This window comes from Paraburkholderia sp. A1RI_3L, from assembly GCF_048957895.1.
In the GTDB taxonomy this organism is placed as follows: Bacteria; Pseudomonadota; Gammaproteobacteria; order Burkholderiales; family Burkholderiaceae; genus Paraburkholderia; species Paraburkholderia kururiensis.
Genome location: NZ_JARCHA010000006.1, coordinates 243,490 through 269,186 on the forward strand (window position 1 = coordinate 243,490; position 25,697 = coordinate 269,186).

General features: G+C 65.7%; 27 protein-coding genes and 1 other RNA gene. 14 read left to right on the forward strand and 14 right to left on the reverse strand.

Going from position 1 to position 25,697, the window contains the following annotated elements; translation table 11 throughout:
• The first annotated feature begins 338 nt into the window (after nt 1-338).
• From PXJ20_RS18440 to PXJ20_RS18460, 5 genes are all read left to right on the forward strand, one after another.
• A complete protein-coding gene (locus PXJ20_RS18440) occupies nt 339-731 on the forward strand; it encodes an ATPase (RefSeq protein WP_126877807.1) in 393 nt (130 codons plus the stop codon).
• On the forward strand, nt 728-1,042 hold the full coding sequence (locus PXJ20_RS18445) for a cell division protein ZapA (protein ID WP_017773161.1): 315 nt from the start codon (nt 728-730) through the stop codon (nt 1,040-1,042). Before PXJ20_RS18440 ends, PXJ20_RS18445 begins: the two co-directional genes overlap by 4 nt.
• A 126-nt stretch (nt 1,043-1,168) precedes the next feature.
• Nucleotides 1,169-1,350, forward strand: a non-coding RNA gene (gene ssrS / locus PXJ20_RS18450) — 6S RNA.
• A 117-nt stretch (nt 1,351-1,467) separates the two neighbouring features.
• A complete protein-coding gene (locus tag PXJ20_RS18455; protein WP_017773160.1) occupies nt 1,468-1,926 on the forward strand; it encodes an EVE domain-containing protein in 459 nt (152 codons plus the stop codon).
• Between the two features lie 237 nt (nt 1,927-2,163).
• On the forward strand, nt 2,164-2,892 hold the full coding sequence (locus PXJ20_RS18460; RefSeq protein ID WP_017773159.1) for an SIMPL domain-containing protein: 729 nt from the start codon (nt 2,164-2,166) through the stop codon (nt 2,890-2,892).
• 98 nt (nt 2,893-2,990) lie between these two features.
• Here the strand turns inward: PXJ20_RS18460 and lgt are convergent, their stop codons facing one another.
• Nucleotides 2,991-3,896 (reverse strand): prolipoprotein diacylglyceryl transferase, encoded by a 906-nt coding sequence (gene lgt, locus PXJ20_RS18465; RefSeq protein WP_421030512.1) that lies wholly within the window; start codon nt 3,894-3,896, stop codon nt 2,991-2,993.
• A gap of 136 nt (nt 3,897-4,032) precedes the next feature.
• On the reverse strand, nt 4,033-4,983 hold the full coding sequence (locus PXJ20_RS18470) for a LysR family transcriptional regulator (protein ID WP_026121118.1): 951 nt from the start codon (nt 4,981-4,983) through the stop codon (nt 4,033-4,035).
• 144 nt (nt 4,984-5,127) lie between these two features.
• Between PXJ20_RS18470 and ilvD the strand changes: the two genes are divergently transcribed.
• Together ilvD and PXJ20_RS18480 are read left to right on the forward strand one after the other, a co-directional pair.
• Nucleotides 5,128-6,801 carry a dihydroxy-acid dehydratase gene (gene ilvD, locus PXJ20_RS18475; protein ID WP_421030511.1) on the forward strand — a complete coding sequence of 558 codons (1,674 nt, stop codon included), beginning with the start codon at nt 5,128-5,130 and terminating at the stop codon, nt 6,799-6,801.
• Nucleotides 6,802-6,987: 186 nt separating this feature from the next.
• Nucleotides 6,988-7,332: a c-type cytochrome gene (locus PXJ20_RS18480; RefSeq protein ID WP_017773155.1), complete on the forward strand. Its 345-nt coding sequence runs from the start codon at nt 6,988-6,990 to the stop codon at nt 7,330-7,332.
• Between the two features lie 120 nt (nt 7,333-7,452).
• On the opposite strand, the gene PXJ20_RS18485 is transcribed toward PXJ20_RS18480, so the two are convergent.
• The 3 genes from PXJ20_RS18485 to PXJ20_RS18495 form a co-directional block, all read right to left on the reverse strand.
• On the reverse strand, nt 7,453-7,998 hold the full coding sequence (locus tag PXJ20_RS18485) for a DUF2486 family protein (RefSeq protein WP_421030510.1): 546 nt from the start codon (nt 7,996-7,998) through the stop codon (nt 7,453-7,455).
• A gap of 87 nt (nt 7,999-8,085) precedes the next feature.
• On the reverse strand, nt 8,086-8,502 hold the full coding sequence (locus PXJ20_RS18490) for a DNA polymerase III subunit chi (protein WP_421030509.1): 417 nt from the start codon (nt 8,500-8,502) through the stop codon (nt 8,086-8,088).
• A gap of 70 nt (nt 8,503-8,572) precedes the next feature.
• Nucleotides 8,573-10,084, reverse strand: a complete 1,512-nt coding sequence (locus PXJ20_RS18495; RefSeq protein WP_026121117.1) for a leucyl aminopeptidase — start codon at nt 10,082-10,084, stop codon at nt 8,573-8,575.
• A 134-nt stretch (nt 10,085-10,218) separates the two neighbouring features.
• On the opposite strand from PXJ20_RS18495, the gene lptF reads away from it, so the two are divergent.
• The 3 genes from lptF (at nt 10,219) to PXJ20_RS18510 (ending at nt 12,952) form a co-directional block, all read left to right on the forward strand.
• Nucleotides 10,219-11,325, forward strand: coding sequence for an LPS export ABC transporter permease LptF (lptF, locus tag PXJ20_RS18500; protein WP_017773151.1), 1,107 nt, complete (start codon nt 10,219-10,221; stop codon nt 11,323-11,325).
• Nucleotides 11,326-11,328: 3 nt separating this feature from the next.
• Nucleotides 11,329-12,477, forward strand: coding sequence for an LPS export ABC transporter permease LptG (gene lptG, locus PXJ20_RS18505; RefSeq protein ID WP_017773150.1), 1,149 nt, complete (start codon nt 11,329-11,331; stop codon nt 12,475-12,477).
• 79 nt (nt 12,478-12,556) lie between these two features.
• On the forward strand, nt 12,557-12,952 hold the full coding sequence (locus PXJ20_RS18510) for a sirohydrochlorin chelatase (protein ID WP_199543423.1): 396 nt from the start codon (nt 12,557-12,559) through the stop codon (nt 12,950-12,952).
• 3 nt (nt 12,953-12,955) lie between these two features.
• On the opposite strand, the gene cobA is transcribed toward PXJ20_RS18510, so the two are convergent.
• From cobA to PXJ20_RS18540, 6 genes are all read right to left on the reverse strand, one after another.
• Nucleotides 12,956-13,747: a uroporphyrinogen-III C-methyltransferase gene (gene cobA / locus PXJ20_RS18515; RefSeq protein ID WP_421030508.1), complete on the reverse strand. Its 792-nt coding sequence runs from the start codon at nt 13,745-13,747 to the stop codon at nt 12,956-12,958.
• An 80-nt stretch (nt 13,748-13,827) separates the two neighbouring features.
• Nucleotides 13,828-15,147 (reverse strand): sulfate adenylyltransferase subunit 1, encoded by a 1,320-nt coding sequence (locus PXJ20_RS18520; protein ID WP_017773147.1) that lies wholly within the window; start codon nt 15,145-15,147, stop codon nt 13,828-13,830.
• A gap of 19 nt (nt 15,148-15,166) precedes the next feature.
• Nucleotides 15,167-16,129, reverse strand: a complete 963-nt coding sequence (gene cysD / locus PXJ20_RS18525) for a sulfate adenylyltransferase subunit CysD (protein ID WP_026121116.1) — start codon at nt 16,127-16,129, stop codon at nt 15,167-15,169.
• Nucleotides 16,130-16,207: 78 nt separating this feature from the next.
• Entirely contained in the window at nt 16,208-16,987 is a 780-nt protein-coding gene (locus PXJ20_RS18530) for a phosphoadenylyl-sulfate reductase (RefSeq protein ID WP_421030507.1), read from the reverse strand.
• Complete coding sequence (locus PXJ20_RS18535; protein ID WP_421030506.1) at nt 16,984-17,535, reverse strand: DUF934 domain-containing protein; 552 nt, start codon at nt 17,533-17,535, stop codon at nt 16,984-16,986. The genes PXJ20_RS18530 and PXJ20_RS18535 overlap by 4 nt, the downstream gene beginning before the upstream one ends.
• Before the next feature lie 31 nt (nt 17,536-17,566).
• Nucleotides 17,567-19,246 carry a nitrite/sulfite reductase gene (locus PXJ20_RS18540; protein WP_421030505.1) on the reverse strand — a complete coding sequence of 560 codons (1,680 nt, stop codon included), beginning with the start codon at nt 19,244-19,246 and terminating at the stop codon, nt 17,567-17,569.
• Between the two features lie 229 nt (nt 19,247-19,475).
• Here PXJ20_RS18540 and PXJ20_RS18545 point away from each other — a divergent pair, with 229 nt between their 5' ends.
• From PXJ20_RS18545 to PXJ20_RS18555, 3 genes are all read left to right on the forward strand, one after another.
• Complete coding sequence (locus tag PXJ20_RS18545) at nt 19,476-20,417, forward strand: CysB family HTH-type transcriptional regulator (protein ID WP_017773142.1); 942 nt, start codon at nt 19,476-19,478, stop codon at nt 20,415-20,417.
• A gap of 146 nt (nt 20,418-20,563) precedes the next feature.
• Entirely contained in the window at nt 20,564-21,742 is a 1,179-nt protein-coding gene (locus PXJ20_RS18550; RefSeq protein ID WP_017773141.1) for an ABC transporter substrate-binding protein, read from the forward strand.
• A gap of 60 nt (nt 21,743-21,802) precedes the next feature.
• Entirely contained in the window at nt 21,803-22,066 is a 264-nt protein-coding gene (locus PXJ20_RS18555; protein ID WP_017773140.1) for a hypothetical protein, read from the forward strand.
• On the opposite strand, the gene PXJ20_RS18560 is transcribed toward PXJ20_RS18555, so the two are convergent.
• From PXJ20_RS18560 to PXJ20_RS18570, 3 genes are all read right to left on the reverse strand, one after another.
• Nucleotides 22,047-23,204, reverse strand: a complete 1,158-nt coding sequence (locus PXJ20_RS18560; RefSeq protein WP_421030504.1) for a Gfo/Idh/MocA family protein — start codon at nt 23,202-23,204, stop codon at nt 22,047-22,049. The genes PXJ20_RS18555 and PXJ20_RS18560 overlap by 20 nt on opposite strands.
• Before the next feature lie 107 nt (nt 23,205-23,311).
• Nucleotides 23,312-24,361, reverse strand: a complete 1,050-nt coding sequence (locus PXJ20_RS18565) for a sugar phosphate isomerase/epimerase family protein (RefSeq protein ID WP_126877794.1) — start codon at nt 24,359-24,361, stop codon at nt 23,312-23,314.
• A gap of 152 nt (nt 24,362-24,513) precedes the next feature.
• Nucleotides 24,514-25,491: a substrate-binding domain-containing protein gene (locus PXJ20_RS18570; RefSeq protein WP_421030503.1), complete on the reverse strand. Its 978-nt coding sequence runs from the start codon at nt 25,489-25,491 to the stop codon at nt 24,514-24,516.
• On the opposite strand from PXJ20_RS18570, the gene PXJ20_RS18575 reads away from it, so the two are divergent.
• Entirely contained in the window at nt 25,490-25,666 is a 177-nt protein-coding gene (locus PXJ20_RS18575) for a hypothetical protein (RefSeq protein ID WP_421030502.1), read from the forward strand. The two genes, PXJ20_RS18570 and PXJ20_RS18575, sit on opposite strands and share 2 nt — an antisense overlap.
• Nucleotides 25,667-25,697: the final 31 nt, after the last annotated feature.

Genomic DNA, 25,697 nt, shown 5'->3' on the forward strand with positions numbered 1-25,697 from the left:
CTCGCGAGCGTCAAGGAAGCCCTGGACGCGACCGGGACATGGCGGCGAGACATCAAGAAACGCCGCGAAAACTGTCAAAGATGGTCAAGAACGTGGTAGCGGCAAGTGTCAAATCCGCAGCGGCCTGCCTCGTTTATAGGGGAGCACGAAAGAGCACGACAGCGGGCAGCCATGCACGAAAGTGCCTCGCGGCAAGGGCGCGCACGCAATCCGCGTTCGCGGACGCGCGTTGCAGGGGGCTTCGCAGCAGGAAGCCGGCTGTTACGTCTCGAAACGACACAGATGACAGAAGCGTCCGCATTCCGCGCTAAAATGCCCTCCTTTAGAGGACGCAGCACATGCTCAACGAACTCGAAACACTCTCCCAGAACATCGGGCGGCTGATAGAAATCAATCAGCAGCACCACGAGGCGCGTCACGCGCTCGAAGAGCAGGTCGCGCAATTGCACGCGCAACTGGATGGCTCGCGCGCCGAAATCGAACAGCTGCGCGAGGAACGCAACGCGCTGCAGGCGGAACGCGACACGCTGTCGGCAAAGATCGACGACGCGCAGGTCCGGCTCAACGCCATCCTCGAAAAGCTGCCGCGCGCCAAAGGCCAGGGCGAACCAGACAACCAGCTCGACCTGCTCGCTTCGTCGCAACAGGAAGAAGAGCGCGAAGAAGGACATGACGCGCACGGCGAAACGGCTTCGGGAACTCACGAAGTGCGCCACGGAGAAAACGCATGAGCACGAAACTGATCGAAGTCTCGATTCTCGGGCAGAACTACCGTCTCGCCTGCTCGCCCGAAACGGAGCCCGCGCTGATCGAAGCGGCGGCTCGCGTGGATGCGGAAATGTCGAAGGTGCGCGAACACAGCAACGTGCGCGGCACCGACCGCATCGCGGTCATGGCAGCACTTTCGCTCGCATCCGAACTGCTGCGCCTGCAGACGAGCGTACGGCACGGCGAGGCTTTCCCGGCCGAAGAAATCCGGCGTACAATGCGCCAGATGAACGAGCAGCTGGGTACTGTGATTCAGCAGTACGGCGTGCAGTAAAGATTGAACGGCGGGATTGAACACAGCGCGTTTAATCCATATATACTGCGCTCTTCAACAAACCGGCCGCGCAGCAGTGGCGCGAAAAAACGGTTTCAGCAGGAACGGTTTCAACAGGTTTAGTCAGCTTCCCTGCCTGGTTCGCCAAGGTCATATATTCCTTGAACCAATGCCATGTGCACGGTTGCGGAAATTTGTAGCACGGGCGTGCGCGTCACTCTGTCTGATGTACCCGAAGTGCTGCTAACTGCGACCAATTCTGAACCTCAGGTTCAGGATGCCGGCCTAGCGGCTAAGGCGGGGACCTATTCGAACGGCACCGGACTCTCGTCCGGTGCCGTTTTACTTTGGGGGCTGCTGTCTTGCCGTTCCTTTGCTGTGCAGCCTCTCTCCCCAACGCTCACTTTCGACGTTCACTTCGACTCATGCGCTACTGGCTGATGAAGTCCGAACCGGACGAAGCAAGCATCGACGACCTCGCCAAAGCACCCAGGCACACGCTGCCCTGGACCGGCGTTCGCAACTATCAGGCACGCAACTTCATGCGCGACACGATGCGCATCGGCGACGGCGTGCTGTTCTATCACTCGAGCTGCCCGGAGCCCGGCATCGCGGGACTCGCCGAGGTGTCGTCCACGGCCTACCCGGACCCAACCCAGTTCGACGCGAAGAGCCCCTACTTCGACCCGAAGTCGAGCCAGGAAGAACCGCGCTGGCTGCTCGTCGACGTAGTGTTCAAGAAGAAGGTGCCGCTGATTCCCCTCGCCGCACTGCGCGAGCACCCAGAGCTTGCCGACATGCGCGTGCTCGCGAAAGGCAACCGGCTCTCCATCACGCCCGTCACCGAAGCCGAGTGGCGCTTCATCACGAAGCACCTCATGTAACGCGAACCCGCGGGCCGTGCGGCGAAGCGTCGTGCCGCTCAGGTTCACGACTGTTCGCCGCAATCGTCGAGACGGGGAACCACGCGCATATGATGCAAGCCTAACGGCCACGCAAGCGCCATGCCACGCGTGGGGCGCGGCGAACGTGTATCAGCCGCCGACCTCGCCGCACCGTTGCGCGCTTGCGCCGCGCACGCATTCGAAGGTGCGAAGAACCCGTTCAGAAGGAGTCAAAAAATGACCAGAAAGACTGCGCTTGCCTTCGCGATCACACTCGCCACGGCCGCCCCGCTTGGCCTCTCGCTCGTCCCTTCGGCCGCCTGGGCGCAAAGCGACGCGCGTTATCAGCCTGCGGGCGTGCTCTCGCTTTCTGCGCAGGCGAGTGCCGAAGTACCGCAGGACGTCGTCGAAATCACGATGTTCTACGAGCAGGAAGCGAGCGACCCCGCCTCGCTCACGACCACACTGAACCAGCATGCGGACCGCGCACTCCAGCAGGCCAAGGGCACAGCCGGCGTAACCGCGCGCTCGGGTCAGTTCTCGATCTATCCGTCCACGGACCGCGACGGCCGCATCTCGGCCTGGCGCGGTCGCACGGAAATCGTGCTGGAGTCGCGCGACTTCGCGGCAGCCTCGCGTCTCGCCGGCCAACTCGCGTCCGGCATGCAGGTGGGCAATGTGCAGTTTTCGCTTTCGCCGGAAGCGCGCCGCGCCGCCGAACAGAAACTCTCGGGCGAAGCCATTGCGTCGTTCCGCGACCAGGCGTCGTCGGCCGCGCGCGCGTTCGGCTATGGCAGCTACTCGATTCGCGAGGTCAACGTCGGGTACGGTGGCATTCAGCCGCGGCCCGTCATGATGATGGCCGCACGCTCCATGGCAGCGGATGCGAAGGCCGCGCCGATGCCGCTGGAAGGCGGCACGTCCACTGTGACAGTCAATGTCTCGGGTTCAGTGCAGATGAAGTAACGTTGCGCCGTTCACCGCATCGACGTGACGGCGCGAAAGCCGGTGGGCCGAAGGGGCTTAACCTGAAGCCGCTTCGGCCCACCTGAATCCAACCCGGCTCAACTCGCCTCGGCCGGCCGCGCCGTTTCGCGGCCATGCCGGCGATAAGCCCACACCATCATCGCGCTGCCCACGAGGATCATGGGCAGCGAAAGCCATTGGCCCATCGAAAAGCCCAAGGCAAGCAGGCCAAGGAAGTCGTCAGGTTCGCGCGCGAACTCCACCGTGAAGCGCGCAAGGCCATAACCGATCAGGAACAGCGCCGACACGGCGCCGAGCGGCCGCGGCTTGCGCGAAAACAGGATGATCACGAAGAAGAGCGTGATGCCTTCGAGCGCAATCTCGTAGAGCTCCGACGGATGCCGCGGCAGCATGTGGTATTGCGCGAACACGTCGGCCAGGTGCCACTGGGCCGCCTGCTGCGGATGCGTGGCGAGCCACTGCGCGTCGTCGTTGGAAGCGCCCGGGAACATCATGGCCCACGGCGCGGACGGGTCCGTCACGCGGCCCCACAGCTCCCCGTTGATGAAGTTGCCGAGCCGGCCTGCCGCGAGCCCCGTGGGCACCATCGGCGCGATGAAGTCGGTCACCTGGAGCCAGTGGCGCTTGCGCTGCCACGCGAACAGCACCATGGCGAAGGTCACGCCGAGAAAGCCGCCGTGAAACGACATGCCGCCTTCCCACACCTTGAAGATGTCGAGCGGATGCGCGAAGTACCAGCTCGCCTTATAGAACAGCACGTAGCCGAGGCGGCCGCCCAGGATCGTGCCGAGCACGCCGTAGAACAGCATGTCGTCGATGTCCTTCGCGGTCCAGCCTTGCGCCGCCACGTACGGCAGCCGCAGCCGCAGGCGGCCCACGACGATTGCCGCAATGAACGCGACGAGATACATGAGGCCATACCAGCGCACCGCCAGCGGGCCGAGGTGAATGGCTACAGGGTCGAAATTCGGGTGGATCAGCATCGTGGAGTCGGTTTCCCGCGATCGGTGTGAGTGTCAGGTAAAGGGTAAAGGGCAACAGCAGACGAAAGCGTGGGCGGCAGCGTGCGGTTCGACCCGCATCGCACGACATTGTTCGCCGTCGCGCAACGCGCTTCGCTCAGCCCAGCGGCCCCGCCGTGGCCGCATGGGCGCGCACGATATCGATGAAACCGGCCAGCACCGGGCTCACCTGCGCCGTGCGCCACACCAGCCCCGTTTCGATGGCCGGCACCGCCTCGCGCAAGGGCCGGTAGACCACGCCCGTGCGCCGCAGGTTACGCAGCGATTGCGGCACCAGTGCGACGCCCATGCCGGCCGACACGAGGCTGACGATGGTCTGCATCTGAATGGCCTCCTGGCCGATGCGAGGCGTCAGACCGGCCGCGCCGTAGCAATCCATAATGATGTCATAAAAGCCTGGCGCCAAACGCCTTGGGAAGACCACGAGCGGCGCGTCGGCAAGATCGGCGAGGCTCACGGGCGTGTCGCACCAGTCGTCGGCAGCAGGACCGCCCGCGCGTACCGAAACCTCCGTTGGCATCGCGATCACGAGCGGCTCGCGCGCGATCGGCAGATACGAAAGCTGCGCGACATGGCGCGGCGGCAGCGGCGCAATCACGAGACCGGCGTCGATGCGTCCCGCTACCAGTTCCTCGACCTGCACGTCGCTCGTCGCCTCGGCGAGCTGCAGCCGCACGCGCGGATAGCGTGTGCCGAAGTCGCGCAGCAGAAGCGGCAGCAGCCCGTAGTCCGCGGTAGAAACGAACGCCAGCGAGAGCACCCCGGCCTCGCCGCGCGCAAGGCTCTGGGCAAGCGGCCGCAGACCGTCCGCGGCGGCGAGCAGCCGCCGGACCTCAGGCAAAAGGTCCGCGCCCACCGGGGTGAGTTCCACGGTGCGGCGCGTGCGGGCAAAAAGCTCCACGCCGAGCGTCTCCTCCAGCGCGCGAATAGCCTGGGAAAGCGGCGGCTGCGTCATGGAAAGCCGCGCTGCGGCGCGGCCGAAGTGCTTTTCCTCGGCCACGGCCACGAAGTAGCGCAACTGACGAAGATCGGGTGTTGTCGAGAGCATCGATTGATATGTTTTGCGACCTAATATGCCATCAATAATATATTGGACATTCGATTCGCGAAACTGCATGCTTCTCGCCACATGCCGGTGACAGGGCGCCCAAGCCCGCCCGGCGTCGCATAACAGCATCCTACGGAGCTCCCCATGTCGTACAACCGCCGTTCGAAGAACATCACCCAGGGCGTCGCGCGCTCGCCGAACCGCTCGATGTACTACGCCATCGGCTACGAGAAGGCCGACTTCGACAAGCCGATGATCGGCATCGCCAACGGCCACTCCACCATCACGCCGTGCAACGCGGGTCTGCAAAAGCTCACCGACGCGGCCGTGGCCGCCGTGAAGGGCGCAGACGCCAATCCGCAGACCTTCGGCACGCCCACCATTTCGGACGGCATGTCGATGGGCACCGAAGGCATGAAGTACTCGCTCGTGTCACGCGAAGTGATCTCGGACTGCATCGAGACCTGCGTGCAGGGCCAGTGGATGGACGGCGTAGTCGTGATCGGCGGCTGCGACAAGAACATGCCGGGCGGCATGATGGCGCTCGCGCGCATGAACGTGCCGGGCATCTACGTGTACGGCGGCACGATTCGCCCCGGCCACTGGAAGGGCAAGGACCTGACCATCGTGTCGGCCTTCGAGGCCGTCGGCGAATTCACGGCGGGCCGCATGTCCGAAGAGGACTTCGAAGGCGTGGAGCGCAACGCGTGCCCCACCACCGGCTCGTGCGGCGGCATGTACACGGCCAACACGATGAGTTCGTCGTTCGAAGCACTCGGCATGTCGCTGCTCTATTCGTCGACGATGGCGAACCCGGACCAGGAGAAGGTGGACTCCGCCGCCGAATCGGCGCGCGTGCTCGTTGAAGCCGTGAAGCGCGATCTGAAGCCGCGCGACATCATCACGAAGCAATCGATCGAAAACGCGGTCTCGGTGATCATGGCCACGGGCGGCTCGACCAACGCCGTGCTGCACTACCTCGCGATCTCGCATGCGGCCGAAGTGGAATGGACCATCGACGACTTCGAGCGCATCCGCCGCCGCGTGCCCGTGATCTGCGACCTGAAGCCGTCGGGCCAGTACGTGGCCACCGACCTGCACCAGGCCGGCGGCATTCCGCAGGTCATGAAGATCCTGCTCGACGCGGGTCTCCTGCATGGCGACTGCATCACCATCACGGGCAAGACGCTCGCCGAAGAACTGAAGGACGTGCCCTCCGTGCCGCGCGCGGACCAGAAGGTGATCCACCCGATCGACAAGGCGCTCTACAAGCAAGGCCACCTCGCCATCCTGAAGGGCAACCTCGCGGAAGACGGCGCCGTGGCCAAGATCACAGGCCTGAAGAACCCGGTCATCACGGGCCCGGCGCGCGTGTTCGACGACGAGCAAAGCGCGCTGCAGGCGATTCTCGACGACAAGATCAAGGCGGGCGACGTGGTCGTGCTGCGCTACCTCGGCCCGCAAGGCGGTCCGGGCATGCCCGAAATGCTCGCGCCGACCTCCGCCATCATCGGCAAGGGGCTGGGCGAATCCGTGGGTCTCATCACGGACGGCCGTTTCTCGGGCGGCACCTGGGGCATGGTGGTGGGTCACGTCGCGCCGGAAGCCTTCGTGGGCGGCACGATCGCGCTCGTCCAGGAAGGCGATTCGATCACCATCGACGCGCACCAGCTGCTGCTGCAACTGAACATCGACGACGCCGAACTGGCGCGCCGCCGCGCGGCCTGGAAGCAGCCGGCGCCGCGCTATACGCGTGGCGTGCTCGCGAAGTACGCAGCGCTCGCGCGTCCGGCCAACAAGGGCGCGGTGACGGGCTAACGCAGGTCGCGCACCGGGGTCTCGCTTGCACAGCACCAGCGAGCGGTCCCGGAACGCCGGCCCGCCGCCACGGCTGCGGCAGGCGCAGCACAGGCATACACGAAGGGGCGCCCGGGGAAACCGGGCGCCCCTTTGCTCTTATAATGCGACCACCACAGTCGGGCGATCGTCCCGGCGGAGACCATAATGAAACGAGAGTCGCATGCAGTAGCCGCACTGGCCGCTGCGCTGGCGGGCCTGTTCGTGGCGCCGGGCGCGGTGTTCGGGGAACAGGTCGCGTCGCAGGGTCTTGCGCTTGCGCAGCAGCAGAACTGCACGAGTTGCCACGCCATGACGCGGCCTTTCATGGGGCCCGCGCTCCACGATATCGCCTTGAAATACGCGTCGCGCAGCGACGCGGCCACCTACCTCGCCCACAAGATCACCGACGGCAGCAGCGGCGTATGGGGCCGCGTGCCGATGCCGGCAAACACGCAGCTCACGCCGGACCAGGCCGTGACGCTCGCCAACTGGATCCTTTCCTTGAAGTGAGCGCGGGGTGCCCGTGAGCGGGCCCTGCAGCCGTTGAGTCAGCCGTTGAGTCAGCCGATGAGTCAGAGCTGCTGAGTCAAAGCCGCTGAGTCGGCCCATAAGCTGGCCGATCAATCCGCCTCAGTGCCGAACGGGCGGATCGGCCGGGGCCTGCTGCTTCGCGCGCTCCTCGCGCACCGCCTCCACCGCTTCTTTCACCCAGCCTGTGATCTCGGTTTCGAGCGCCAGCGCGACTTCACGCACCACCGTGCCCACGAGCCAGTTCGCGTGCTCCTGCATCGCCTCGCGGCAGCGCGCCTCGATGAGGCCGCGCCCCTCGCCCGTGAGATAGTCCATGCAGCGCCCCCGCAGCCGCTCGACCAGCGCATGTTCCGTGCTTTCGTCGGGCTGCGCGCTTGCGGGTCCGGCTACGGGTTCGTCTAACCGCTCACTCAGGACCGGAACGTCGCCGAGCGACGGTTCCATGAAGCGCGGCTCGACGGCGTCGTTGGGATGCGTGGTGAAGCCGCTCATTGCCGATGGCTCTAGCGGTTCGTCCACGACTGCGGGAGGTGTGAGCCCTTCGGGCAGGTGATGCGACGGCGGCGTGGCCCGTGCGTGGTCCGGCTTGCCCGGCACGACAACGTCGTCGAGCATCGGAATCGAAGTGTCGTCATGGTTGGACACGATCACCCTCCTTCGCTGTAGCTGGCGGCAAACAAAGCCGCGCACGATGCATGCCGGCGCGCAGAGCCCGGCATGCACGTGCCGCGCTCAGCCTTCCTGCCGGTAGTTGTTCAGCGCATAGCCGCGATCGCGGTAGAAGCGATATCGCTCGCGCCCCGCGGTCAGGTCCTCGGGCGCGTTGCCCACCACTTCGAGCAGCCGCTCGAAGCGTGCGAACTGCGGCGGCACGTCGCCCCCCAGGTTCACCAGCACCTGATGGTGCGGCGCGCCTTCCAGATCCGAGGCGAGCACGACCGGCGTCTCGGCGGCCAGCGCGCTCTGCGCCATGCAATGCGGTACGAACTCGAGCGGCGCGAAGGTCCAGAGCTGGCCGTCGAGAGCACGCAGCCGCGCCGGGTCGGCCAGCACCACCGTCGAGTGGCCGGCCTGATACACCTTGCGCAGCAGCCGGCACGCATACAGCAGCGCATCGCCCACGTTCGTATGAAAGTCGATTCGCGTCATCGCATTCCTCGCGCGCACGCGGCGGCTGGACGGCAGAGCGCGCCGCACGCCGCGTGCAATACCACGCCGATCACTGCGCCGCGCGGTCGATCAGGAACTGCGTGAGCAGCGGCACGGGGCGACCCGTCGCGCCCTTGGCGGCGCCACTCTTCCAGGCCACGCCGGCGATGTCGAGGTGCGCCCACGAGTACGCCTGCGTAAAGCGTGACAGGAAACACGCCGCCGTCACGCTGCCCGCGGGACGACCGCCGATGTTGGCGACGTCCGCGAAGTTCGACTTCAGCTGGTCCTGGTATTCGTCGTCGAGCGGCATGCGCCAGGCCGGATCGTCGGCTTCGCGCGACGCGTCGAGCAGTTCGCCCGCGAGCGCATCGTCCTTCGAGAAGAGGCCCGCGTTGTGATGGCCGAGCGCGATGATGCAGGCGCCCGTGAGCGTGGCGACGTCCACCACGGCGGCGGGCTTGAAGCGCTCCGCGTAGGTAAGCGCGTCGCACAGAATGAGACGGCCTTCGGCGTCGGTATTGAGCACTTCGATCGTCGTGCCCGACATGCTCGTCACGATGTCGCCCGGCTTCGTCGCGTTGCCGGCAGGCATGTTCTCGCAGGTCGGAACGAGCGCGACCACGTTCAGCTTCAGGCCCATTTCGGCGACCGCGCGCATCGTGCCAAGCACCGAGCCCGCGCCGCACATGTCGTACTTCATCTCGTCCATGGCCTCGCCCGGCTTGAGCGAGATGCCGCCCGTGTCGAACGTGATGCCCTTGCCCACCAGCACCACCGGCGCCTCTTTCGCGCCCGCGCCCTGATACTGGAGCACGATGAACTGCGGCGGCTCGACCGAGCCCCGCGTAACCGAGAGGAACGAGCCCATCTTGAGCGCTTCGATCTGCTTCTGGCCGAGCACCTCGACCTTGAGCTTCCAGTCCTTCGCGAGCTTCTTCGCGACGTTGCCGAGATAGGTCGGCGTACAGACGTTGCCCGGCAGGTTGCCGAGGTCGCGCGTGAGGTCCATGCCGTTGGCGAGCGCAACGCCTTGCTTCGCAGCCACCTTCGCCGCTTTCTCGTCGGCGGCGTCCACCGAGAACACGATGCGCTTGAGTGCGCGCGGCGTCGTGTCCGGCTTGCTCTTCATCTGCGTGAAGCGGTACGTTTCGCTGCGCAGCGCGAGGAGCGCGGCACGCACGGCCCAGTCCGACGAACGCTCCTTGACGGGCAGTTGCGGCAGCGTGAACGTGACCTGCACGATCTTCGTACCGAGGATGGCGCGCCAGGCTGCCTTGACCGCTTCGCCGTAAGCCTTCTGCGTGAACGCATCCTGTTTGCCAAGGCCGACCAGCAACACGCGCGAGGCGCCGATGCCCTGCACTTCGTGCAGGAACAGCGTGCTGCCCGCCTTGCCTTCCATGTCGCCGGCCTTGACGATGCGCGTGATGAGCCCCTTGGTCGCTTCGTCGATGGCGAGCGCGGCGCCCGAAAGACTTTGCGACTCGAACACGCCGATCACGACGCAGTCCGATTTTCCGGTCAGGAACCCGCTCTGGGCCCCTTTGCTCCAATCACAGGCTTTTATGCTAAAGTCCATCGCGCTTGTCCTCGGATAAAATCTGGGCTTAGGATGAAAGCCGCAATTATCCGCTATTTTTCCCGCGGCGGCTGCCAAGGTCTAGCGCACGACGCGCGGCCTCGTGCCAGAACCTCCCGCTCTTCTCATCAAGAATGATCTTCGAACGCTCCCTCCAGCGCGAACTTGCGTACACGGCTGGCGCCGTGTTCATGGTGCTGCTCACGATCATGCTCACGACGATGATGATCCGCATCGTCGGCTTCGCGGCATCGGGCGAAATCGACCCGCGCGACGTGCTGGTGCTGATCGGGCTCACCGTGATCGGCTATCTCGCGGTCATGCTCGTCGTGACGCTGTTCGTGTCGATCCTGTTCGTGCTCACGCGCTGGTACAAAGACTCCGAGATGGTGGTGTGGCTCGCCTCGGGCGTGAGTCTCACGCGCCTCATCAAACCGGTGGGCGTCTTCGCCACGCCCATCATCATCCTCATCGTGTTCTTCGCGTTCGTGGGCTGGCCGTGGTCGAACCAGCAGAGCAAGCTGATCCGCCAGCGCTTCCAGCAGCGCGACGAAGTTTCGCTGCTCGCGCCGGGCCAGTTCCGCGAATCGGCCACCACGCACCGCGTGTTCTTCATCGAGAAGATGACGCCGGACCAGAGCAAGGTGGAAAACGTGTTCGTGACGAGCACGGAGAACGGCAAGGTGAACGTGATCGTGTCGAAGTACGGCCACACGGAAACGCAGAAGAACGGCGACCGCTTCGTCGTGCTCGACAACGGCCGCCGCTACGACGGCGAACCGGGGCACCCGGACTTTCGCATCATGGAATTCGAGCGCTACGGCGTGAAGATCCAGAGCCAGCCCGTGGTCTCGACGCCCACCACCACGGGTACCTCGACGCTCGATCTGCTGCGCAAGCCCACGCGCGACAACCTCGCGGAAATCGCGTGGCGCGCGGGCCTGCCGCTCATCGCCATCAACCTGATGCTGCTCGCCATTCCGCTCGCCTACCAGAATCCGCGCCGCGGCCGCACCATCAATCTGGTGATGGCCGTTCTCATTTACCTGACCTACTCGAATCTGCTCAACGTCGTGCAATCGTGGATCGAACAGGGCAAGGTCTCGTTCGGCGTCGGCCTTGTCGCGCTGCACGTCGTGGTCGCCGCGCTCGTGGTGTTCATCTTCTGGCTGCGGGTGCGCAATCGCCCGTTGATCTCGCGTGCCATGTTCAGCCGCGCGAGCCGCGCGCAGGGAGCCTGATCCATGCGCATCTACGAGCGATATTTCGCGCGCCAGGTCTACCTGACGTTTGTCTTCATCCTGTTCGCGTTTTCGGGTCTGTTCTTCTTTTTCGACCTCATCAACGAACTGAACTCGGTCGGACACGGCAACTACAAGTTCGGCTACGCGGTGCTGCGCGTCGCGCTGCAAACGCCGTCGCGCTTCTACGAGATCATTCCGGTCGCGGCACTGATCAGCTCGATCTACGTGTTCGCGCAGATGGCCGCGAATTCGGAATACACGATCTTCCGCGTCTCGGGTCTCGCAACCGGTCAGGCGCTGCGCTCGCTGTTGAAGATCGGCATTCCGATCGTGCTCATCACGTATCTGATCGGCGAAGTGGTGGGCCCTTACACCGACCAGCTGTCCGAACGCGTGCGGCTCGAAGCGCTGGGCTCCGCGGTGTCGACCAACTTCGAGTCGGGCGTGTGGGTCAAAGACACGCTTTCGGCGCGCGCCGACGGCGAGCAGGTCACGCGCTTCGTGAACGTGGGCGAACTCAAGCCCGACGCCACCATCAGCAACGTACGCATCTACGAATTCGACTCGAAGTTCCGGCTCTCGAACGTGCGGATCGCGAAGAGCGGCGTGTACCAGCCGCCCGGCCACTGGAAACTGACAGACGTGACCGACACGCAACTCGTGGACGTCGCGTCGCCCAGCGGCCAGAGCAAGGACGCGCTCAACCCGGTATATCGCGCGCAGCAGATCACGCTGCCCGAATACTCGCTGCGCTCGGAGCTCACGCCGCAGATTCTCTCGGTGCTGCTCGTCGCGCCAGACCGCATGTCGATGTTCAACCTGTTCCGCTACATCCAGCATCTGACCGAGAACCATCAGGACACGCAGCGCTACGAAATCGCGCTGTGGAAAAAGCTGCTCTACCCGTTCGCGGTATTCGTGATGCTGGTGCTTTCCATGCCGTTCGCGTATCTGCACACGCGCGCGGGCGTGGTGGGCATGAAGGTGTTCGGCGGCATCATGCTCGGCATGAGCTTCCAGCTCTTCAATACGCTGTTCTCGCACATCGGTACGCTGAACACGTGGCCCGCACCGATTACCGCGGCCACGCCGGGGCTGATCTATCTCGCCCTCGGTCTGTTCGGGCTGAAGTGGGTGGATCGGCACTGACGTCGCCTCGTCATCCCGCCGCCGCTGTACCGCGGCGGCGGTACGACGAACGCCTTAGCTTTCCTCGGGAGTCCCTGCCATGAGCGCACACGGCATCGTTCTATTCGGCCACGGGGCACGCGATGCCCGCTGGGCCGAGCCGTTCGAGCGGCTCGCGGCGCGGCTCGCCGCTGCACACAGCGCGGCGGGGCCGGTGAGTCTCGCGTTTCTGGAATTGATGTCGCCGGACCTGCCCGCCGCCGTGGCGGCACAGGTGGCCGCGGGATGCAGCGAAGTGACGGTCGTGCCGGTGTTTTTCGGCCAGGGCGGCCATGTGAGGCGGGATCTGCCTGCCATCATCGAGCAGTGCCGGGCGGCGCACCCGGGCGTGGTGATTCGCAGCGTGGGCGCGGTGGGCGAAGACGACGCCGTGCTGGACGCGATCGTGCGCTATTGCCTCGCGGTCACGAACGCGCCCACAGACGGCGCCGGCTGAGCATCACGCCGCAAAGCGCATGCGGCCCTTGCCGCCGCCTTCGCTGCCGTCGTCGTCCCCTTCTTTTTCCACCGATGGCAACAACGCCGCGCGCTCGGCGAACGCTTCGCCGATCATCAGCAGACTGGGTTGCAGCGGATCGAGCCATGCCTGCGCTTCGCCGGCGGCAAGCCGCTCGAGCGTGAGCGTGAGGGTGCGCTCGCGTGCCGTGCTGCACGCTTCCACGATGGCCACGGGCGTATCGGCTGCGCGGCCCGCATCGATCAGCTCACGCGCGATGTCCGGCCCGCTGTCGCGGCCCATATAGAAGACGAGCGAATCCGCGTTGACCTGCTCGCGGATCGCCTCCGTATCCGGCGCGCGGCTGTGCGTGGCGAGCGCCACGCTGCGCGCCACGCCACGCAGCGTCAGCGGACGACGCAGCGCCGCCGCCGATGCCAGGGCCGCGGTAATGCCCGGCACGATCTCGTACTCGATGCCGGCCGCGTCCAGCGCCCGCATTTCCTCGTCCGCTCGGCCGAACAGCATGGGGTCGCCACCCTTCAGACGCACCACCACGGCGTGCTCGCGTGCCGCGTCGACAATCTGCTTGTTGATGAAGTGCTGGGCCGTGGAGCGCTGGCCGCAGCGCTTGCCCACCGCGATCTTGTGCGCCTGCGGTGCGTAGTCCAGCATGGCCGGCTCGACGAGTGCGTCGTGCAGCACCACGTCCGCCGTGCCCAGAAGCCGCGCCCCGCGCACCGTAATGAGATCTGCCGCACCCGGCCCTGCACCAATCAAGTACACCTTGCCCATGTTTTCCTTCAGCTCCGTCTGACCGTGTTCGGTGGCGCGCCGCGCATCGTCCAGACCGCCGCGCGCCCCGTCATTTTCACTCAGGCAGAAAACGCACGGATCATGCCAGCGGCCACGGTGTGGTGCGTCGCTTCGTCAATCAGCACGAAGGCGCCCGTGCCCGGATGCGCGTCGTAGGTATCGCAGACGATCGGCTTTTGCAGCGTAAGCGCCACGCGGCCGATGTCGTTCATTGCGAGATCGGCGCGGTCGGTTGCGTGCGAGAGCGTATGCACGTCGAGCACCTGCTTCACGGCGCCGATGCGCGCGAACACGGTGCTCGTCGTCTGCTTGAGCAGGTACTTGCGCTGCGGCGAGAGCGGCTCTTCGTCGAACCAGCAGAGGTCCGCTTCGAGCTTCTTCGCCGGCGTGGGCGCATCGGTGCGCAGCACGAAGGTGTCGCCGCGCGAGACGTCCACGTCTTCGCCAAGCCGAATCGTGACGGTCTGGCCCGCGAACGCGCGCTCCACGGCCGCCGTGCCGCCGGGCACCGGCGCGATGATCTCGGCCACAGTGGCCTCGCGGCCGGCCGGCAGCACGACGATCGTATCGCCCACCTTCACCTCGCCGGCTTCCACGCGGCCCATGTAGCCACGGAAGTCATCGGCGCTGCTGCCGTCCTGACGCGCCACCCACTGCACCGGGAAACGCAGGGCATCGCCCGTAGCCTGTTCCACCGGCAGTGCTTCCAGCACGTCGAGCAGCGGTTCGCCCGCGTACCACGGCATGCGCTCGCTCGCGGTCACGATGTTGTCGCCCTTGAGCGCCGAGACCGGCACGAAGCGCACGTCGACAAGACCCAGTTGGCGCGCGAGCGCCACGTAGGCGTCGCGGATTTCGTTGAAGCGCGCTTCGCTGAAGTCCACGAGGTCCATCTTGTTGATCGCGACGATCACGTGCTGCAGACCGAGCAGCTTCACGATGGCGCTGTGGCGCTTCGTTTGCGGCAGCAGTTGCGCGTCGCCGTTTTCGAACGTGACGCGCGTGGCGTCGATCAGGATGATGGCCGCGTGCGCCGTGGACGCACCCGTCACCATGTTGCGCGTGTACTGCTCGTGGCCCGGCGTGTCCGCGATGATGAACTTGCGCTTGGCCGTGGCGAAGTAGCGGTACGCGACGTCGATCGTGATGCCCTGCTCGCGCTCGGCTTCGAGGCCGTCGGTCAGCAGCGAGAGGTCGATCTCGTCGCCCACGGTGCGCTTGTTCTTCGCGCGCGAAAGCGCGGAAAGCTGGTCCGACAGCACGGCCTTGCTGTCGTACAGCAGGCGGCCGATCAACGTGCTCTTGCCATCGTCGACGCTGCCTGCCGTGATGAAACGCAGCACGCCGAGGTCTTCAGGCTGATGAATTGCGGTGCTCATTGCTTCGTCCTCGTGTGCTTCAGAAATAACCTTGCTTCTTGCGCTGTTCCATCGCGGCTTCGGAGGTCTGGTCGTCCATCCGCGTCGCGCCCCGTTCGGTGATCTCGGTCACCGCCGTCTCGGCAATGATCTTCTCGACGTTGTCGGCATCGCTTTCCACGGGGCACGTGCAGCTGATGTCGCCCACGGTGCGAAAACGCACGAGCGCCGTTTCGCTCGTTTCGCCTTCGCGCATCGGCGTGAGCGGCGTGACAGGCACGAGCAGGCCGTTGCGGCGCACGATCTCGCGCTGGTGCGCGTAGTAGATGGACGGCAGTTCGAGCCCTTCGCGCGCGATGTATTGCCACACGTCGAGTTCGGTCCAGTTCGAGATGGGGAACACGCGCAGGTGTTCGCCGGCATGCAGGCGCGCGTTGTAGAGGCTCCAGAGCTCGGGGCGCTGCGCCTTCGGGTCCCACTGGCCGAATTCGTCGCGAAACGAGAAGATGCGCTCCTTCGCGCGGGCCTTCTCTTCGTCGCGGCGCGCGCCGCCGATCATCGCGGTGAAGCCGTGCGCTTCAATGGTCTCGAGCAGCGTGACGGCCTGCGCCGCGTTGCGCGAATCCGTTTCGCGGCGCAGACGCACCGTGCCGCGGCGAATCGAATCTTCGACGTGGCCCACCACGAGTTGCGCGCCGATTTCCTTCGCGCGGCGGTCGCGGAAGTCGATCACTTCGTCGTAGTTGTGGCCCGTGTCGATGTGCACGAGCGGGAACGGCAGCGAGGTCTGGCGGTTCGCGCCGAGGCCGAACGCCTTCAACGCGAGGTGCAGCACCACGACCGAGTCCTTGCCGCCCGAGAACAGCAGCGCCGGCTTGCTGCACTCGGCAACCAGCTCGCGCAGGATGTGGATCGACTCGGCTTCGAGCCAGTCGAGATGGTCCATGCGGTTCGCCGTATTCGGAATGGGTGCGGCAACAGCGGAATCGAGCGTCGTGCTCATGTTCGGGTCCTTCGTTCGTTCGCGCCGCGGGCGGTTGGCCCGCAGCACAGGGTCTTCAATCTTTTCGTCGGTCCGGCTTCAGGCGGAAGCGTTCTCGCTCGCCGTCGCAATCGGAATGGTGATGTGCAGGCCGCACTCCTTCGTGTCGCGCGACTCCCACCACCAGCGTCCCGCGCGGCTGTCTTCGCCGGGACGCACAGCACGCGTGCACGGCTCGCAGCCGATGCTCGGATAGCCGCGTGCGTGCAGCGGGTTCACCGGCACGTCGAAGGCACGCAGATAAGCCCAGACGTCGGCTTCGGTCCAGTCCGCAAGCGGGTTGTACTTCGCAATATTACGCGCGCCGTCGTGCTCTTCCTCGTGCAGTTCCGCGCGCGTCACCGACTGTTCGCGGCGCTGGCCCGTCACCCAGGCGGAAACGTCCGCCAGCGCGCGGTTGAGCGGCTCCACCTTGCGAATCTCGCAGCAGCGCTTGCGCAGTTCCACGCTCTCGTAGAAGGCGTTGAGTCCGTGCGCGGCCGCGTATTCGTCGACGGCGGCCTGTTGCGGATGAAACTGCTCGATCTCGTAGCCGTAGCGCTCGCGCACGCGATCGATCATGCCCAGCGTTTCCGCATGCAGGCGCCCCGTGTTGAGCGAGAAGATGCCGATCGACACGCCACGCGAGAGGATGGCATGCGTGAGCAGCATGTCTTCGGCGGCGAGGCTGCTCGCGAACTTGACGCGCTCGTGGCGCGCGGCGATGGAATCGAGCAGCGCGTCGAGTCGCGCGATCTTCGCGGCCAGTTCGGGTGTCACGGCTTGCGGCGCGGCGCCAGCGGCGTTGGTGACATTAGTGACGTTAGTTGTGGTGCTCATGCGCCCACCTTGGCCGCCACGGCCGCGGCACCGGCCTCGCGGCGACGGAACAGCGGCAGCGGGGTGTCGACCGCGGACTGGTACTGCACCGTGAACTCCTTGAATGCGTTCAGTGCGTCGTGGATGTCCTTGTCGGCGCGCACCGCGAACGAATCGAAGCCGCAGCGCGAGAGGTAGTTGAGCTGGTCGCGCAGCACGTCGCCGATGGCGCGCAATTCGCCCTTGTAGCCGTAGCGCTCGCGCAAGAGCCGCGCGATCGAATAGCCGCGGCCGTCGCGAAACACCGGAAAGTCGATGCCGATGAGCGACACGTGTTCGAAGTCGCCCGCGATGTCTGCCGGTTCGCTATCGGGCGCGAGCCACACGCCGAGTTCGGCTGCGGGACGCGCGGCGCTCAGCGCGGCGCGCTCGTTCTTCCACAGCGCGAGCGGCACGAGCACCTTGCCGGCGGGCAACGCGCCTACGGCAGGCAGCGAGCCGTCTTCGGCGGGGCGCACCACCGTCCAGTTGTCTTCGGCTACCGCGCGGTTTCTGATGATCCAGGCCATTTACTGTCTATCCTCGTTTCGGTGCTGCGCTTTACGCGTGGGCCGGCTGGCGCGACGCGTAGACGCGCTCCTTGAACGGCGCGATGCCGATGCGGTTGTAGGTGTCGATGAAACGCTCGCCGTCGATGCGGTTGTCGACGAACGTATCGACGATGCTCGACACCACGTCCGGCATTTCGCCGGCCGAGAACGACGGGCCGATCACGCGGCCAAGGCGCGAGCCTTGCGCGCCCATGCCCTGTTCGCCGCCGAGCGACACCTGGTACCACTCGGCGCCGTCCTTGTCGACGCCCAGCACGCCGATGTTGCCGACGTGATGGTGGCCGCACGAATTCATGCACCCCGAGATGTTGAGCGACAGGTCGCCCAGGTCGTGCACGTAGTCGAGGTCGTCGAAGCGCTCCTGGATGGCCTGCGCGATCGGAATCGACTTCGCGTTCGCGAGCGAGCAGAAGTCGCCGCCCGGGCACGCGATGATGTCGGTCAGCAGGCCGATGTTCGGCGTGGCGAAGCCCTGCTCTTTCGCGAGGGTCCACAGCTCGAACAGGTCGTGCTTCTTCACGTCCGCGAGAATCAGGTTCTGCTCGTGCGAGACGCGGACCTGGCCGAACGCGTAACGGTCGGCCCAGTCGGCCACGGCTTCCATCTGCGTGTCCGTGGCGTCGCCCGGCGCCGTGCCGGTGCGCTTGAGCGACAGCGTGACGGCCGCATAGCCCGGCACGCGGTGCGGGCGCACGTTGCGCTCCACCCAGCGCGCGAAAGCGCGGTTCTCGAGCAGATGCTTTTCGTAGGACGCGTCCGTATCCGCGAGCTTTTCGTAGGCGGGCGGCGTGAAGTACTGCGCGACGCGCTCCACTTCTTCGCGCGTGAGCGTGGACGGGCCGTCCTTCAGGTGCTGCCACTCCTCTTCCACCTGCTGCGCGAACTTCGCGGGCGAGAGCGCCTTCACGAGAATCTTGATGCGCGCCTTGTACATGTTGTCGCGGCGGCCGTAGCGGTTATAGACGCGCAGCACGGCTTCGCAGTACGTGAGCAGATGCTGCCAGGGCAGGTCTTCCCTGATGATGGCGCCGACGATCGGCGTGCGGCCCAGACCGCCGCCCGCCAGGATGCTGGCCACCACTTCGCCCGCGTCGTTCTTCTTCAGATAGACGCCGAGGTCGTGGATCTGCACGGCGATGCGGTCTTCCTTCGAGCCGCACACGGCGATCTTGAACTTGCGCGGCAGCCAGGCAAATTCGGGGTGGAACGTGGACCACTGGCGCAGCACTTCGGCCCACGGACGCGGGTCGACGATCTCGTCGGGCGCCACGCCGGCGAACTGGTCGGCCGTGATGTTGCGGATGCAGTTGCCCGAGGTCTGGATGCCGTGCATCTGCACCGAGGCGAGCTTCGCGAGCAGGTCCGGCGTCTCTTCGAGCTTGATCCAGTTGTACTGGATGTTGGTGCGCGTCGAAAAGTGGCCGTAACCGCGGTCGTGCTCGCGCGCGATGCGCGCCAGCATGCGCAGCTGGTCGCTGCGCAGGTTGCCGTAGGGAATGGCGATGCGGTGCATGTACGCGTGGCGCTGCATGTACAGGCCGTTCTGCAGCCGCAGCGGGCGGAACTCTTCTTCGCTCAATTCGCCCGACAGCCGGCGGCGAACCTGGTCGCGGTACTGCGCGACGCGCTCGTCGACGATGGTCTGGTCGTACTGATCGTATTGGTACATTCGGGACCCCAGGGTTGCTCAGTTGCCTCAGTTGCACTCAACGCGACGTTCCGGTTACGCCGCGCCCGGATGATGGTGCCTGCCACCGCTGCAAGCCGGCCCACGGCGCCGGCTCATTTGCAAATGACAAAAACAGATATCCATATTGGAAAAGTTTGATAGATCGTAATAAACTGCCCTTAGATTCCAAACGACTTAAAAATTCTTTTGATATGCGGAGAGGTTATAAATGAACCTGCACCAGTTCCGCTTCGTCCGCGAGGCGGTCCGCCAGAACTTCAACCTCACCGAAGCCGCCAAGGCGCTGTATACGAGCCAGCCGGGCGTCTCCAAGGCGATCATCGAACTGGAGGACGAGCTTGGCGTGGAAATCTTCACGCGCCACGGCAAGCGGGTGCGCTCCCTCACGGAGCCGGGCCGCATCATACTCGCCTCGGTCGAGCGGATCCTGCAGGAAGTAGAGACCCTGAAACGCGTCGGCAAAGACTACGCCGCCCAGGACCAGGGCAACCTGATCATCGCCGCCACCCACACGCAGGCGCGCTACTCGCTGCCGGCCGCCATCGCCGAATTCAAGCGCCGGTTTCCCAAGGTTCACCTTTCGATTTTGCAAGGCAGCCCCACCCAGGTGGCCGAACTGGTATTGCGCGACCAGGCCGACCTCGCCATCGCGACGGAAGCCATCGCCGGCTACAAGGATCTGGTGTCGCTGCCATGCTTCCAGTGGCATCACGTAGCCGTCATGCCGCCCGACCACCCGCTGCTCGCCCGCAAGTCGCTCTCGCTCGACGATCTGGCCCAATTTCCGCTCATCACCTACGACAATGCCTTCGCGGGCCGCTCGCGCATCGACCAGGCGTTCCAGCTGCGCGGGCTGTCGCCGGACATCGTGCTCGAAGCCATCGACGCCGACGTCATCAAGACCTACGTCGAACTGGGGCTCGGCGTGGGCATCATGGCCGACATCGCCTTCAACCCCGAGCGCGACCGCCAGTTGCGCGCCATGCCCGTGGGGCACCTGTTCGGCGGCAACGTAACGCGCGTGGCGCTCAAACAGGGCGCGTACCTGCGCAGCTACGTCTACACGCTCGTGGAACTGCTCTCGCCCAGCCTGAACCGCCGGCTCGTGGAGCAGGCGCTCAAGGGCGAGCACGAAACGTATGAACTATGAGCTTCCGGCTGCGCAGCGCGTTCCCGTAAACTCGCCCAGACATCGCAAGACAGATTCAACGACAACGCAAAAAAAAGCGGCGCCATCGCACTAAAAAGCCTGGACCCGCCGCATCGATAACTTCCAAAACCCGCCTGGAGATCTTCATGACGTCGTTCAAGCCCCTGCGCGCGCTGGCCCGTGCGGCCGCCGTTTCCTGTGTCGCGTCGTTCGCATTGGCCGCGCCGGCCGCACGCGCCGACATCAAGGTCGGCATCGACCTCTCGAGCACCGGCCCGGCCGCCGCCATCGGCATCACGAGCAAGAACGCCATGCTGATGTGGCCGAAGACCATCGCCGGCCAGAACGCGCAGTACATCGTGCTCGACGACGGCTCCGACCCCGGCGCAGCCGTGCGCAACATCCGCAAGCTCATCAATGAAGACCACGTCGACGTGATCGTGGGCCCCAACATCACGCCGGCCGCGCTTGCGGCGCTCGACCCCGTCGCCGAAAGCCAGACGCCGATGATCACGCTGATCGGCTCGGCCTCCGTCGTGGAGCCGCAGGAAGGCAAGCGCGTGTGGGCTTACAAGATGGCGCAGACCGACCGCGCCATGGCTGACGTGATGACGCGCTACATGGCCAACCACAACGTGAAGACGGTGGGCTTCATCGGCTTCGCGGACAGCTACGGCGACAGCTGGCTCAGCGAGTTCACGAAGTTCGCGGAGCTGCGCCACATCCAGGTGGTGGCAACGGAGCGCTACAACCGCACGGACGCCAGCGTGACGGGCCAGGTGCTCAAGCTGATGGCGGCGAAGCCGGACGCCGTGCTGATCGCCGGCGCGGGTACGCCGACCGTGCTGCCGCAGCGCACGCTCGTCGAGCGCGGCTTCAAGGGACCGATCTATCAGACGCACGGCATCGCCACGCCGGAGTTCATCAAGCTGGGCGGCAAGGACGTGGAAGGCACGCTGTTCCCCACTCAGCCCGTGGTGGTGGCGCGCACGCTGCCGGCGGATCATCCGGCGAAGAAGGCGGCGCTTGCGTTCGTGAACGCCTACGAGGCGAAGTACGGCCCGGGCACCGTAACGCAGTTCGCGGGCGACGCGGCGGGCGTCTACCCGCGCCTCGAAGATGCCGTGGCGCGCGCACTGAAAACGGCCCAACCCGGCACCACCGAATTCCGCGTGGCGCTGCGCAACGAACTGGAGCACGCACACGAACTCGTGGTGCCCAACGGCGTGGTGAATACGAGCGCGAAGGACCACGTGGGGCTCGATCAGCGCGCAAGCGTGATGGGCATCGTCCGCGGCGGCAAGTTCGTGTACCTGAGCCAGTAAGCGCGGACCCTCGAAAGCATCCGCCGCCCGCCCGCTCAATTTTCAGGAGAGTCGATTCCTATGGCACGCACCACCCGCGCAGTCAACGCCGTCGAGCGTCTCAAGACGCGCAGCGGGAATCCGCAGTACGCCGCCGTGGGCATGCCGGGCGGGCTGTTCTATCTCGTGGATCGCACCGCGGGCGCCGGGCAGCCGCTCTGCGACCCGCTCGCGCTCGACGCCTTCGTGGCGTTCGTCGACGCCTACGGGCCGCAGCAAAAGGTCCGCAAGGCCAGCAAGCTGGACCTCGCGTTCGAAGAGCAGATCAGGAAGAGCCGGAAGTAGGCAACTTCACCCATGCGCTATTCGCCGCGCTGCTGGCCAGCACGGCGTCGATGAAACGCAGCCCGGCCACGCCGTCCTCCACGGTGACGAGCAGCCGGCTTTCGGGCGGCACGGGGCGGCCTGCGTCGAGCGCCTCGATCTGCAGGGCCGCATCCAGATAGAGCTGCGCGAACGCTTCCAGATACCCCTCGGGATGCCCCGGCGGCACACGCGTGGCGTGCGCTGCGGCCGCACCGTGCACGCGGCCGCGCGTGAGGCGCTGCGCCTCGCCGTTGTGCGGCGTGAACCACAGTTCGTTCGGATGCTCCTGGTCGAACGCGAGGCTCGCCTTCGTGCCGTACACGCGCAGCCGCAAGGCGTTTTCCGCGCCGCTTGCCACCTGACTCGCCCACAGCATGCCGCGCGCGCCGCTCGCATAGCGCAGCATGGCCTGCACGTGATCGTCGATGCGGCGCCCCGGCACGAACGTATGCACCTCCGCCGAGACCGACTCCGGCGTCATCCCGCTCACGAACGCCGCAAGGTGGTACGCGTGTGTGCCGATGTCGCCGAGGCATCCCGCCGGCCCGGCGAGCGCCGGGTCGGTGCGCCACGCCGCCTGGCGATTCTCGCCGCCCTGCTCGACGGGTTCAGCGAGCCAGTCCTGCGCATACTCGGCCTGCACGATGCGGATCTCGCCCAGTTCGCCCGCCTCCACCATGTGCCGCGCGTGCCGCACGAGCGGATAGCCCGAATACGTGTGCGTGAGCGCAAAGAGCCGTCCGGTGTCGCGCGCCAGTGTTGCAAGCGCCTCGCCCTCGGCGCGCGACACCGCGAGCGGCTTGTCGCAGACCACGTGAATGCCGGCCTCCAGAAACGCCGTGGCCACGGGCGCGTGCAGGTGGTTCGGCGTAACGATGGCGACGGCGTCGATGCCGTCTTCGCGCACGGCTTCCTGATGTGCCATCTCGCGCCAGTCGGTGTAGCAGCGCGCGAGTCCCACTTCGGCGGCGCTCGCCCGCGCACGCGCCGGGTCCGACGACAGCGCGCCCGCCACGAGATCGAAGCGGCCGTCGAGACGCGCCGCGATACGGTGCACCGCGCCGATGAACGCGCCCTGCCCGCCGCCCACCATGCCGAGCCTGAGTTTTCGTGTCATCGCCTGGTTCCCTGTAAGTGATTGCGGCGTCGCGCCTGCCTGCTGCCTGCTGCCTGCTGCCTGAGCGTGAGCCCGAGTCCGCCGAGCGTTCAAAGCACTCAGAGCGTTCAGAGTCCGAGCACGTGCCGCAGGCGTGCGGCGTCCACGCCGCTGCCCGCGAAGTCGTCGAAGGCGTGTTCGGCCACGCGGATGATGTGCCGCCGGATGAACTCGGCGCCCTCGCGTGCGCCGTCCTGCGGGTGCTTGAGCGCGCATTCCCATTCGAGCACCGCCCAGCCCGCGTAGTCGTACTGCGCCATCTTCGAGAAGATCGCGCCGAAATCGATCTGGCCGTCGCCGAGCGAGCGAAAGCGCCCCGCGCGCTCCAGCCAGCCGCTGTAGCCGCCGTACACGCCCTGGCGCCCGGTTGGGCGAAACTCCGCGTCCTTCACGTGAAAGGCCTTGATGCGCTCGTGATAGAGGTCGATGAACGCGAGGTAGTCGAGCTGTTGCAGCAGGAAGTGGCTCGGGTCGTAGAGGATGTTCGCGCGCGCATGGCCGTCCACGGCGGCGAGAAAGCGCTCGAAGGTCACGCCGTCGTGCAGGTCCTCGCCCGGATGCAGTTCGTAGCAGACGTCTACGCCCGCCGCGTCGAACGCGTCCAGAATGGGGCGCCAGCGGCGTGCGAGTTCGTCGAAGGCTGCTTCCACGAGTCCCGCGGGGCGCTGCGGCCACGGGTACACGTAGGGCCACGCGAGCGCGCCCGAAAACGTGACGTGGGTGGCAAGACCCAGGCGCTGCGAGGCGCGCGCCGCGAGCTTGAGCTGGTCGATGGCCCACGCGGTGCGCGCCTCGCGATTGCCGCGCACTTCGGGCGCGGCGAAGCCGTCGAACAGCGCGTCGTAGGCAGGATGCACGGCCACGAGCTGGCCTTGCAGATGCGTCGTGAGTTCCGTGATGACCACGCCGGCATCGTCGGCCGTCTGCCGCAGTTCGTCGCAATAGGCATCGCTCGACGCCGCGCGCGCAAGGTCCACAAGCCGCGGATCGGCCGGCACCTGGATGCCCTTGAAGCCGAGCCCCGCGGCCCACGCGGCCAGATTCGCGAGACTGTCGAAGGGCGCCTCGTCGCCGGTGAACTGCGCGAGAAAGATCGCCGGACCCTTGATGGTTTTCATCGTGCGAACTCCTTGGTGCTCCGTCGTATTTCGCCTGTACGTCGCCTGTATTTCGCCTGTATTTCGCCTGTATGTCGGCTGTATATCGCCTGAAACGGGATAAAGACCAAAGCGCGGGCCGCGCGAACCGCTTCGCGCGGCGGCCCTGTGCCTTAGAACGGCGAGTCGGGGAAGTAAAAGTCGTGCGCGTTCTCCTTCGTGATGAGCACCGAAGGAATGATCGTGGTGGCTTGCAGCCGCTCGCCCTTCAGGCGCGCCTCGGCCGTGAGCTTGATCGCGTCGTAGATGAACTTGGGCGAATACGAGACGTCGGCCTTGATGAGCGGTGCGCCGTCCATCACGTTCTTCACCATGCCCTTCGATCCCGCGCCGCCGAACACGATCTTGACGTCGGTGCGCTTCGCCTGATCGATGGCCTTCAGCACGCCCACGGCCATGTCGTCGTCCGCGGCCCAGATGGCGTCGATGTGCTTGAAGCGCGTGAGGTAGTCCTGCGTCACCTTGAACGCGTCGTCGCGGTTCCAGTTCGCGTACTTCGCATCCAGGATGCGAATGCCCGGATAGTTCTTCAGCACCGACGTGAAGGCGGTCCAGCGTTCGTTGTCGAGCGTGGTGGGAATGCCGCGCAGCGCGACGATGTCGCCCTTGCCGTTAAGCGCCTTCGCCAGATACTCGGCGGGAATGCGGCCGAACGCGGTGTTGTCGCCGGCCACGTAGGCGTCTTGCGCGCTGGTGTCCGTGAGTCCGCGATCCACCACCGTGACGTAGACGCCCTTCTTCTTCACCTGAGCCACAGGCTGCGTGAGCGACGCCGACTCATACGGGAAGATCACGAGCGCGTTGATATGGTTGACCGTGACGAGATCCTGCAACTGATTGGCCTGCTCGGGCGCGTTGGCTGCCGTCTTCACGATGATCTTGAGATCGGGATGCGCCTTCTCGATGTCCGCCTTTGCCTTGTTCGCCCACCACACGATGCCGCCGGTAAAGCCGTGGTCCGCTGTGGGAATGGCGACGCCCAGCGTCACCTTCTCGTCGGCGTGCGCGCTGCTCGTGCCCAGCGCCGCCGCCACCGTCACTGCCAGCACGGCGGCGGTGAGGCCTCGCATTGCTCGAATAACCTGCTTCATGGTCGTGTCTCCTGATTGTGCGGGCCTGCGTATGCCCGTTGTTGTCGATCGACTGTTGCCTGTGCTGCCTCCTGAATCAGACTGCCGAATCGTGCTGCTGAAGGTGTTGCTGAAGGTGCTGCTGAAGGTGCTGCTGAAGATGCTGCCGAATCGTGCCGCTGGAAGGTGCCCCTGAAGGTGCTACCGAATGAGTGCTGCCTGGGCAC

Coding starts and splice junctions, on each gene's coding strand:
- PXJ20_RS18440 (WP_126877807.1), top strand. CDS start 339: ATGCTCAACGAACTCGAAACACTCTCCCAGAACATCGGGCGGCTGATA.
- PXJ20_RS18445 (WP_017773161.1), top strand. CDS start 728: ATGAGCACGAAACTGATCGAAGTCTCGATTCTCGGGCAGAACTACCGT.
- PXJ20_RS18455 (WP_017773160.1), top strand. CDS start 1,468: ATGCGCTACTGGCTGATGAAGTCCGAACCGGACGAAGCAAGCATCGAC.
- PXJ20_RS18460 (WP_017773159.1), top strand. CDS start 2,164: ATGACCAGAAAGACTGCGCTTGCCTTCGCGATCACACTCGCCACGGCC.
- lgt (WP_421030512.1), bottom strand. CDS start 3,896: ATGCTGATCCACCCGAATTTCGACCCTGTAGCCATTCACCTCGGCCCG.
- PXJ20_RS18470 (WP_026121118.1), bottom strand. CDS start 4,983: ATGCTCTCGACAACACCCGATCTTCGTCAGTTGCGCTACTTCGTGGCC.
- ilvD (WP_421030511.1), top strand. CDS start 5,128: ATGTCGTACAACCGCCGTTCGAAGAACATCACCCAGGGCGTCGCGCGC.
- PXJ20_RS18480 (WP_017773155.1), top strand. CDS start 6,988: ATGAAACGAGAGTCGCATGCAGTAGCCGCACTGGCCGCTGCGCTGGCG.
- PXJ20_RS18490 (WP_421030509.1), bottom strand. CDS start 8,502: ATGACGCGAATCGACTTTCATACGAACGTGGGCGATGCGCTGCTGTAT.
- PXJ20_RS18495 (WP_026121117.1), bottom strand. CDS start 10,084: ATGGACTTTAGCATAAAAGCCTGTGATTGGAGCAAAGGGGCCCAGAGC.
- lptF (WP_017773151.1), top strand. CDS start 10,219: ATGATCTTCGAACGCTCCCTCCAGCGCGAACTTGCGTACACGGCTGGC.
- lptG (WP_017773150.1), top strand. CDS start 11,329: ATGCGCATCTACGAGCGATATTTCGCGCGCCAGGTCTACCTGACGTTT.
- PXJ20_RS18510 (WP_199543423.1), top strand. CDS start 12,557: ATGAGCGCACACGGCATCGTTCTATTCGGCCACGGGGCACGCGATGCC.
- cobA (WP_421030508.1), bottom strand. CDS start 13,747: ATGGGCAAGGTGTACTTGATTGGTGCAGGGCCGGGTGCGGCAGATCTC.
- PXJ20_RS18520 (WP_017773147.1), bottom strand. CDS start 15,147: ATGAGCACCGCAATTCATCAGCCTGAAGACCTCGGCGTGCTGCGTTTC.
- cysD (WP_026121116.1), bottom strand. CDS start 16,129: ATGAGCACGACGCTCGATTCCGCTGTTGCCGCACCCATTCCGAATACG.
- PXJ20_RS18530 (WP_421030507.1), bottom strand. CDS start 16,987: ATGAGCACCACAACTAACGTCACTAATGTCACCAACGCCGCTGGCGCC.
- PXJ20_RS18535 (WP_421030506.1), bottom strand. CDS start 17,535: ATGGCCTGGATCATCAGAAACCGCGCGGTAGCCGAAGACAACTGGACG.
- PXJ20_RS18540 (WP_421030505.1), bottom strand. CDS start 19,246: ATGTACCAATACGATCAGTACGACCAGACCATCGTCGACGAGCGCGTC.
- PXJ20_RS18545 (WP_017773142.1), top strand. CDS start 19,476: ATGAACCTGCACCAGTTCCGCTTCGTCCGCGAGGCGGTCCGCCAGAAC.
- PXJ20_RS18550 (WP_017773141.1), top strand. CDS start 20,564: ATGACGTCGTTCAAGCCCCTGCGCGCGCTGGCCCGTGCGGCCGCCGTT.
- PXJ20_RS18555 (WP_017773140.1), top strand. CDS start 21,803: ATGGCACGCACCACCCGCGCAGTCAACGCCGTCGAGCGTCTCAAGACG.
- PXJ20_RS18560 (WP_421030504.1), bottom strand. CDS start 23,204: ATGACACGAAAACTCAGGCTCGGCATGGTGGGCGGCGGGCAGGGCGCG.
- PXJ20_RS18565 (WP_126877794.1), bottom strand. CDS start 24,361: ATGAAAACCATCAAGGGTCCGGCGATCTTTCTCGCGCAGTTCACCGGC.
- PXJ20_RS18575 (WP_421030502.1), top strand. CDS start 25,490: ATGGTCGTGTCTCCTGATTGTGCGGGCCTGCGTATGCCCGTTGTTGTC.
- PXJ20_RS18570 (WP_421030503.1), bottom strand. CDS start 25,491: ATGAAGCAGGTTATTCGAGCAATGCGAGGCCTCACCGCCGCCGTGCTG.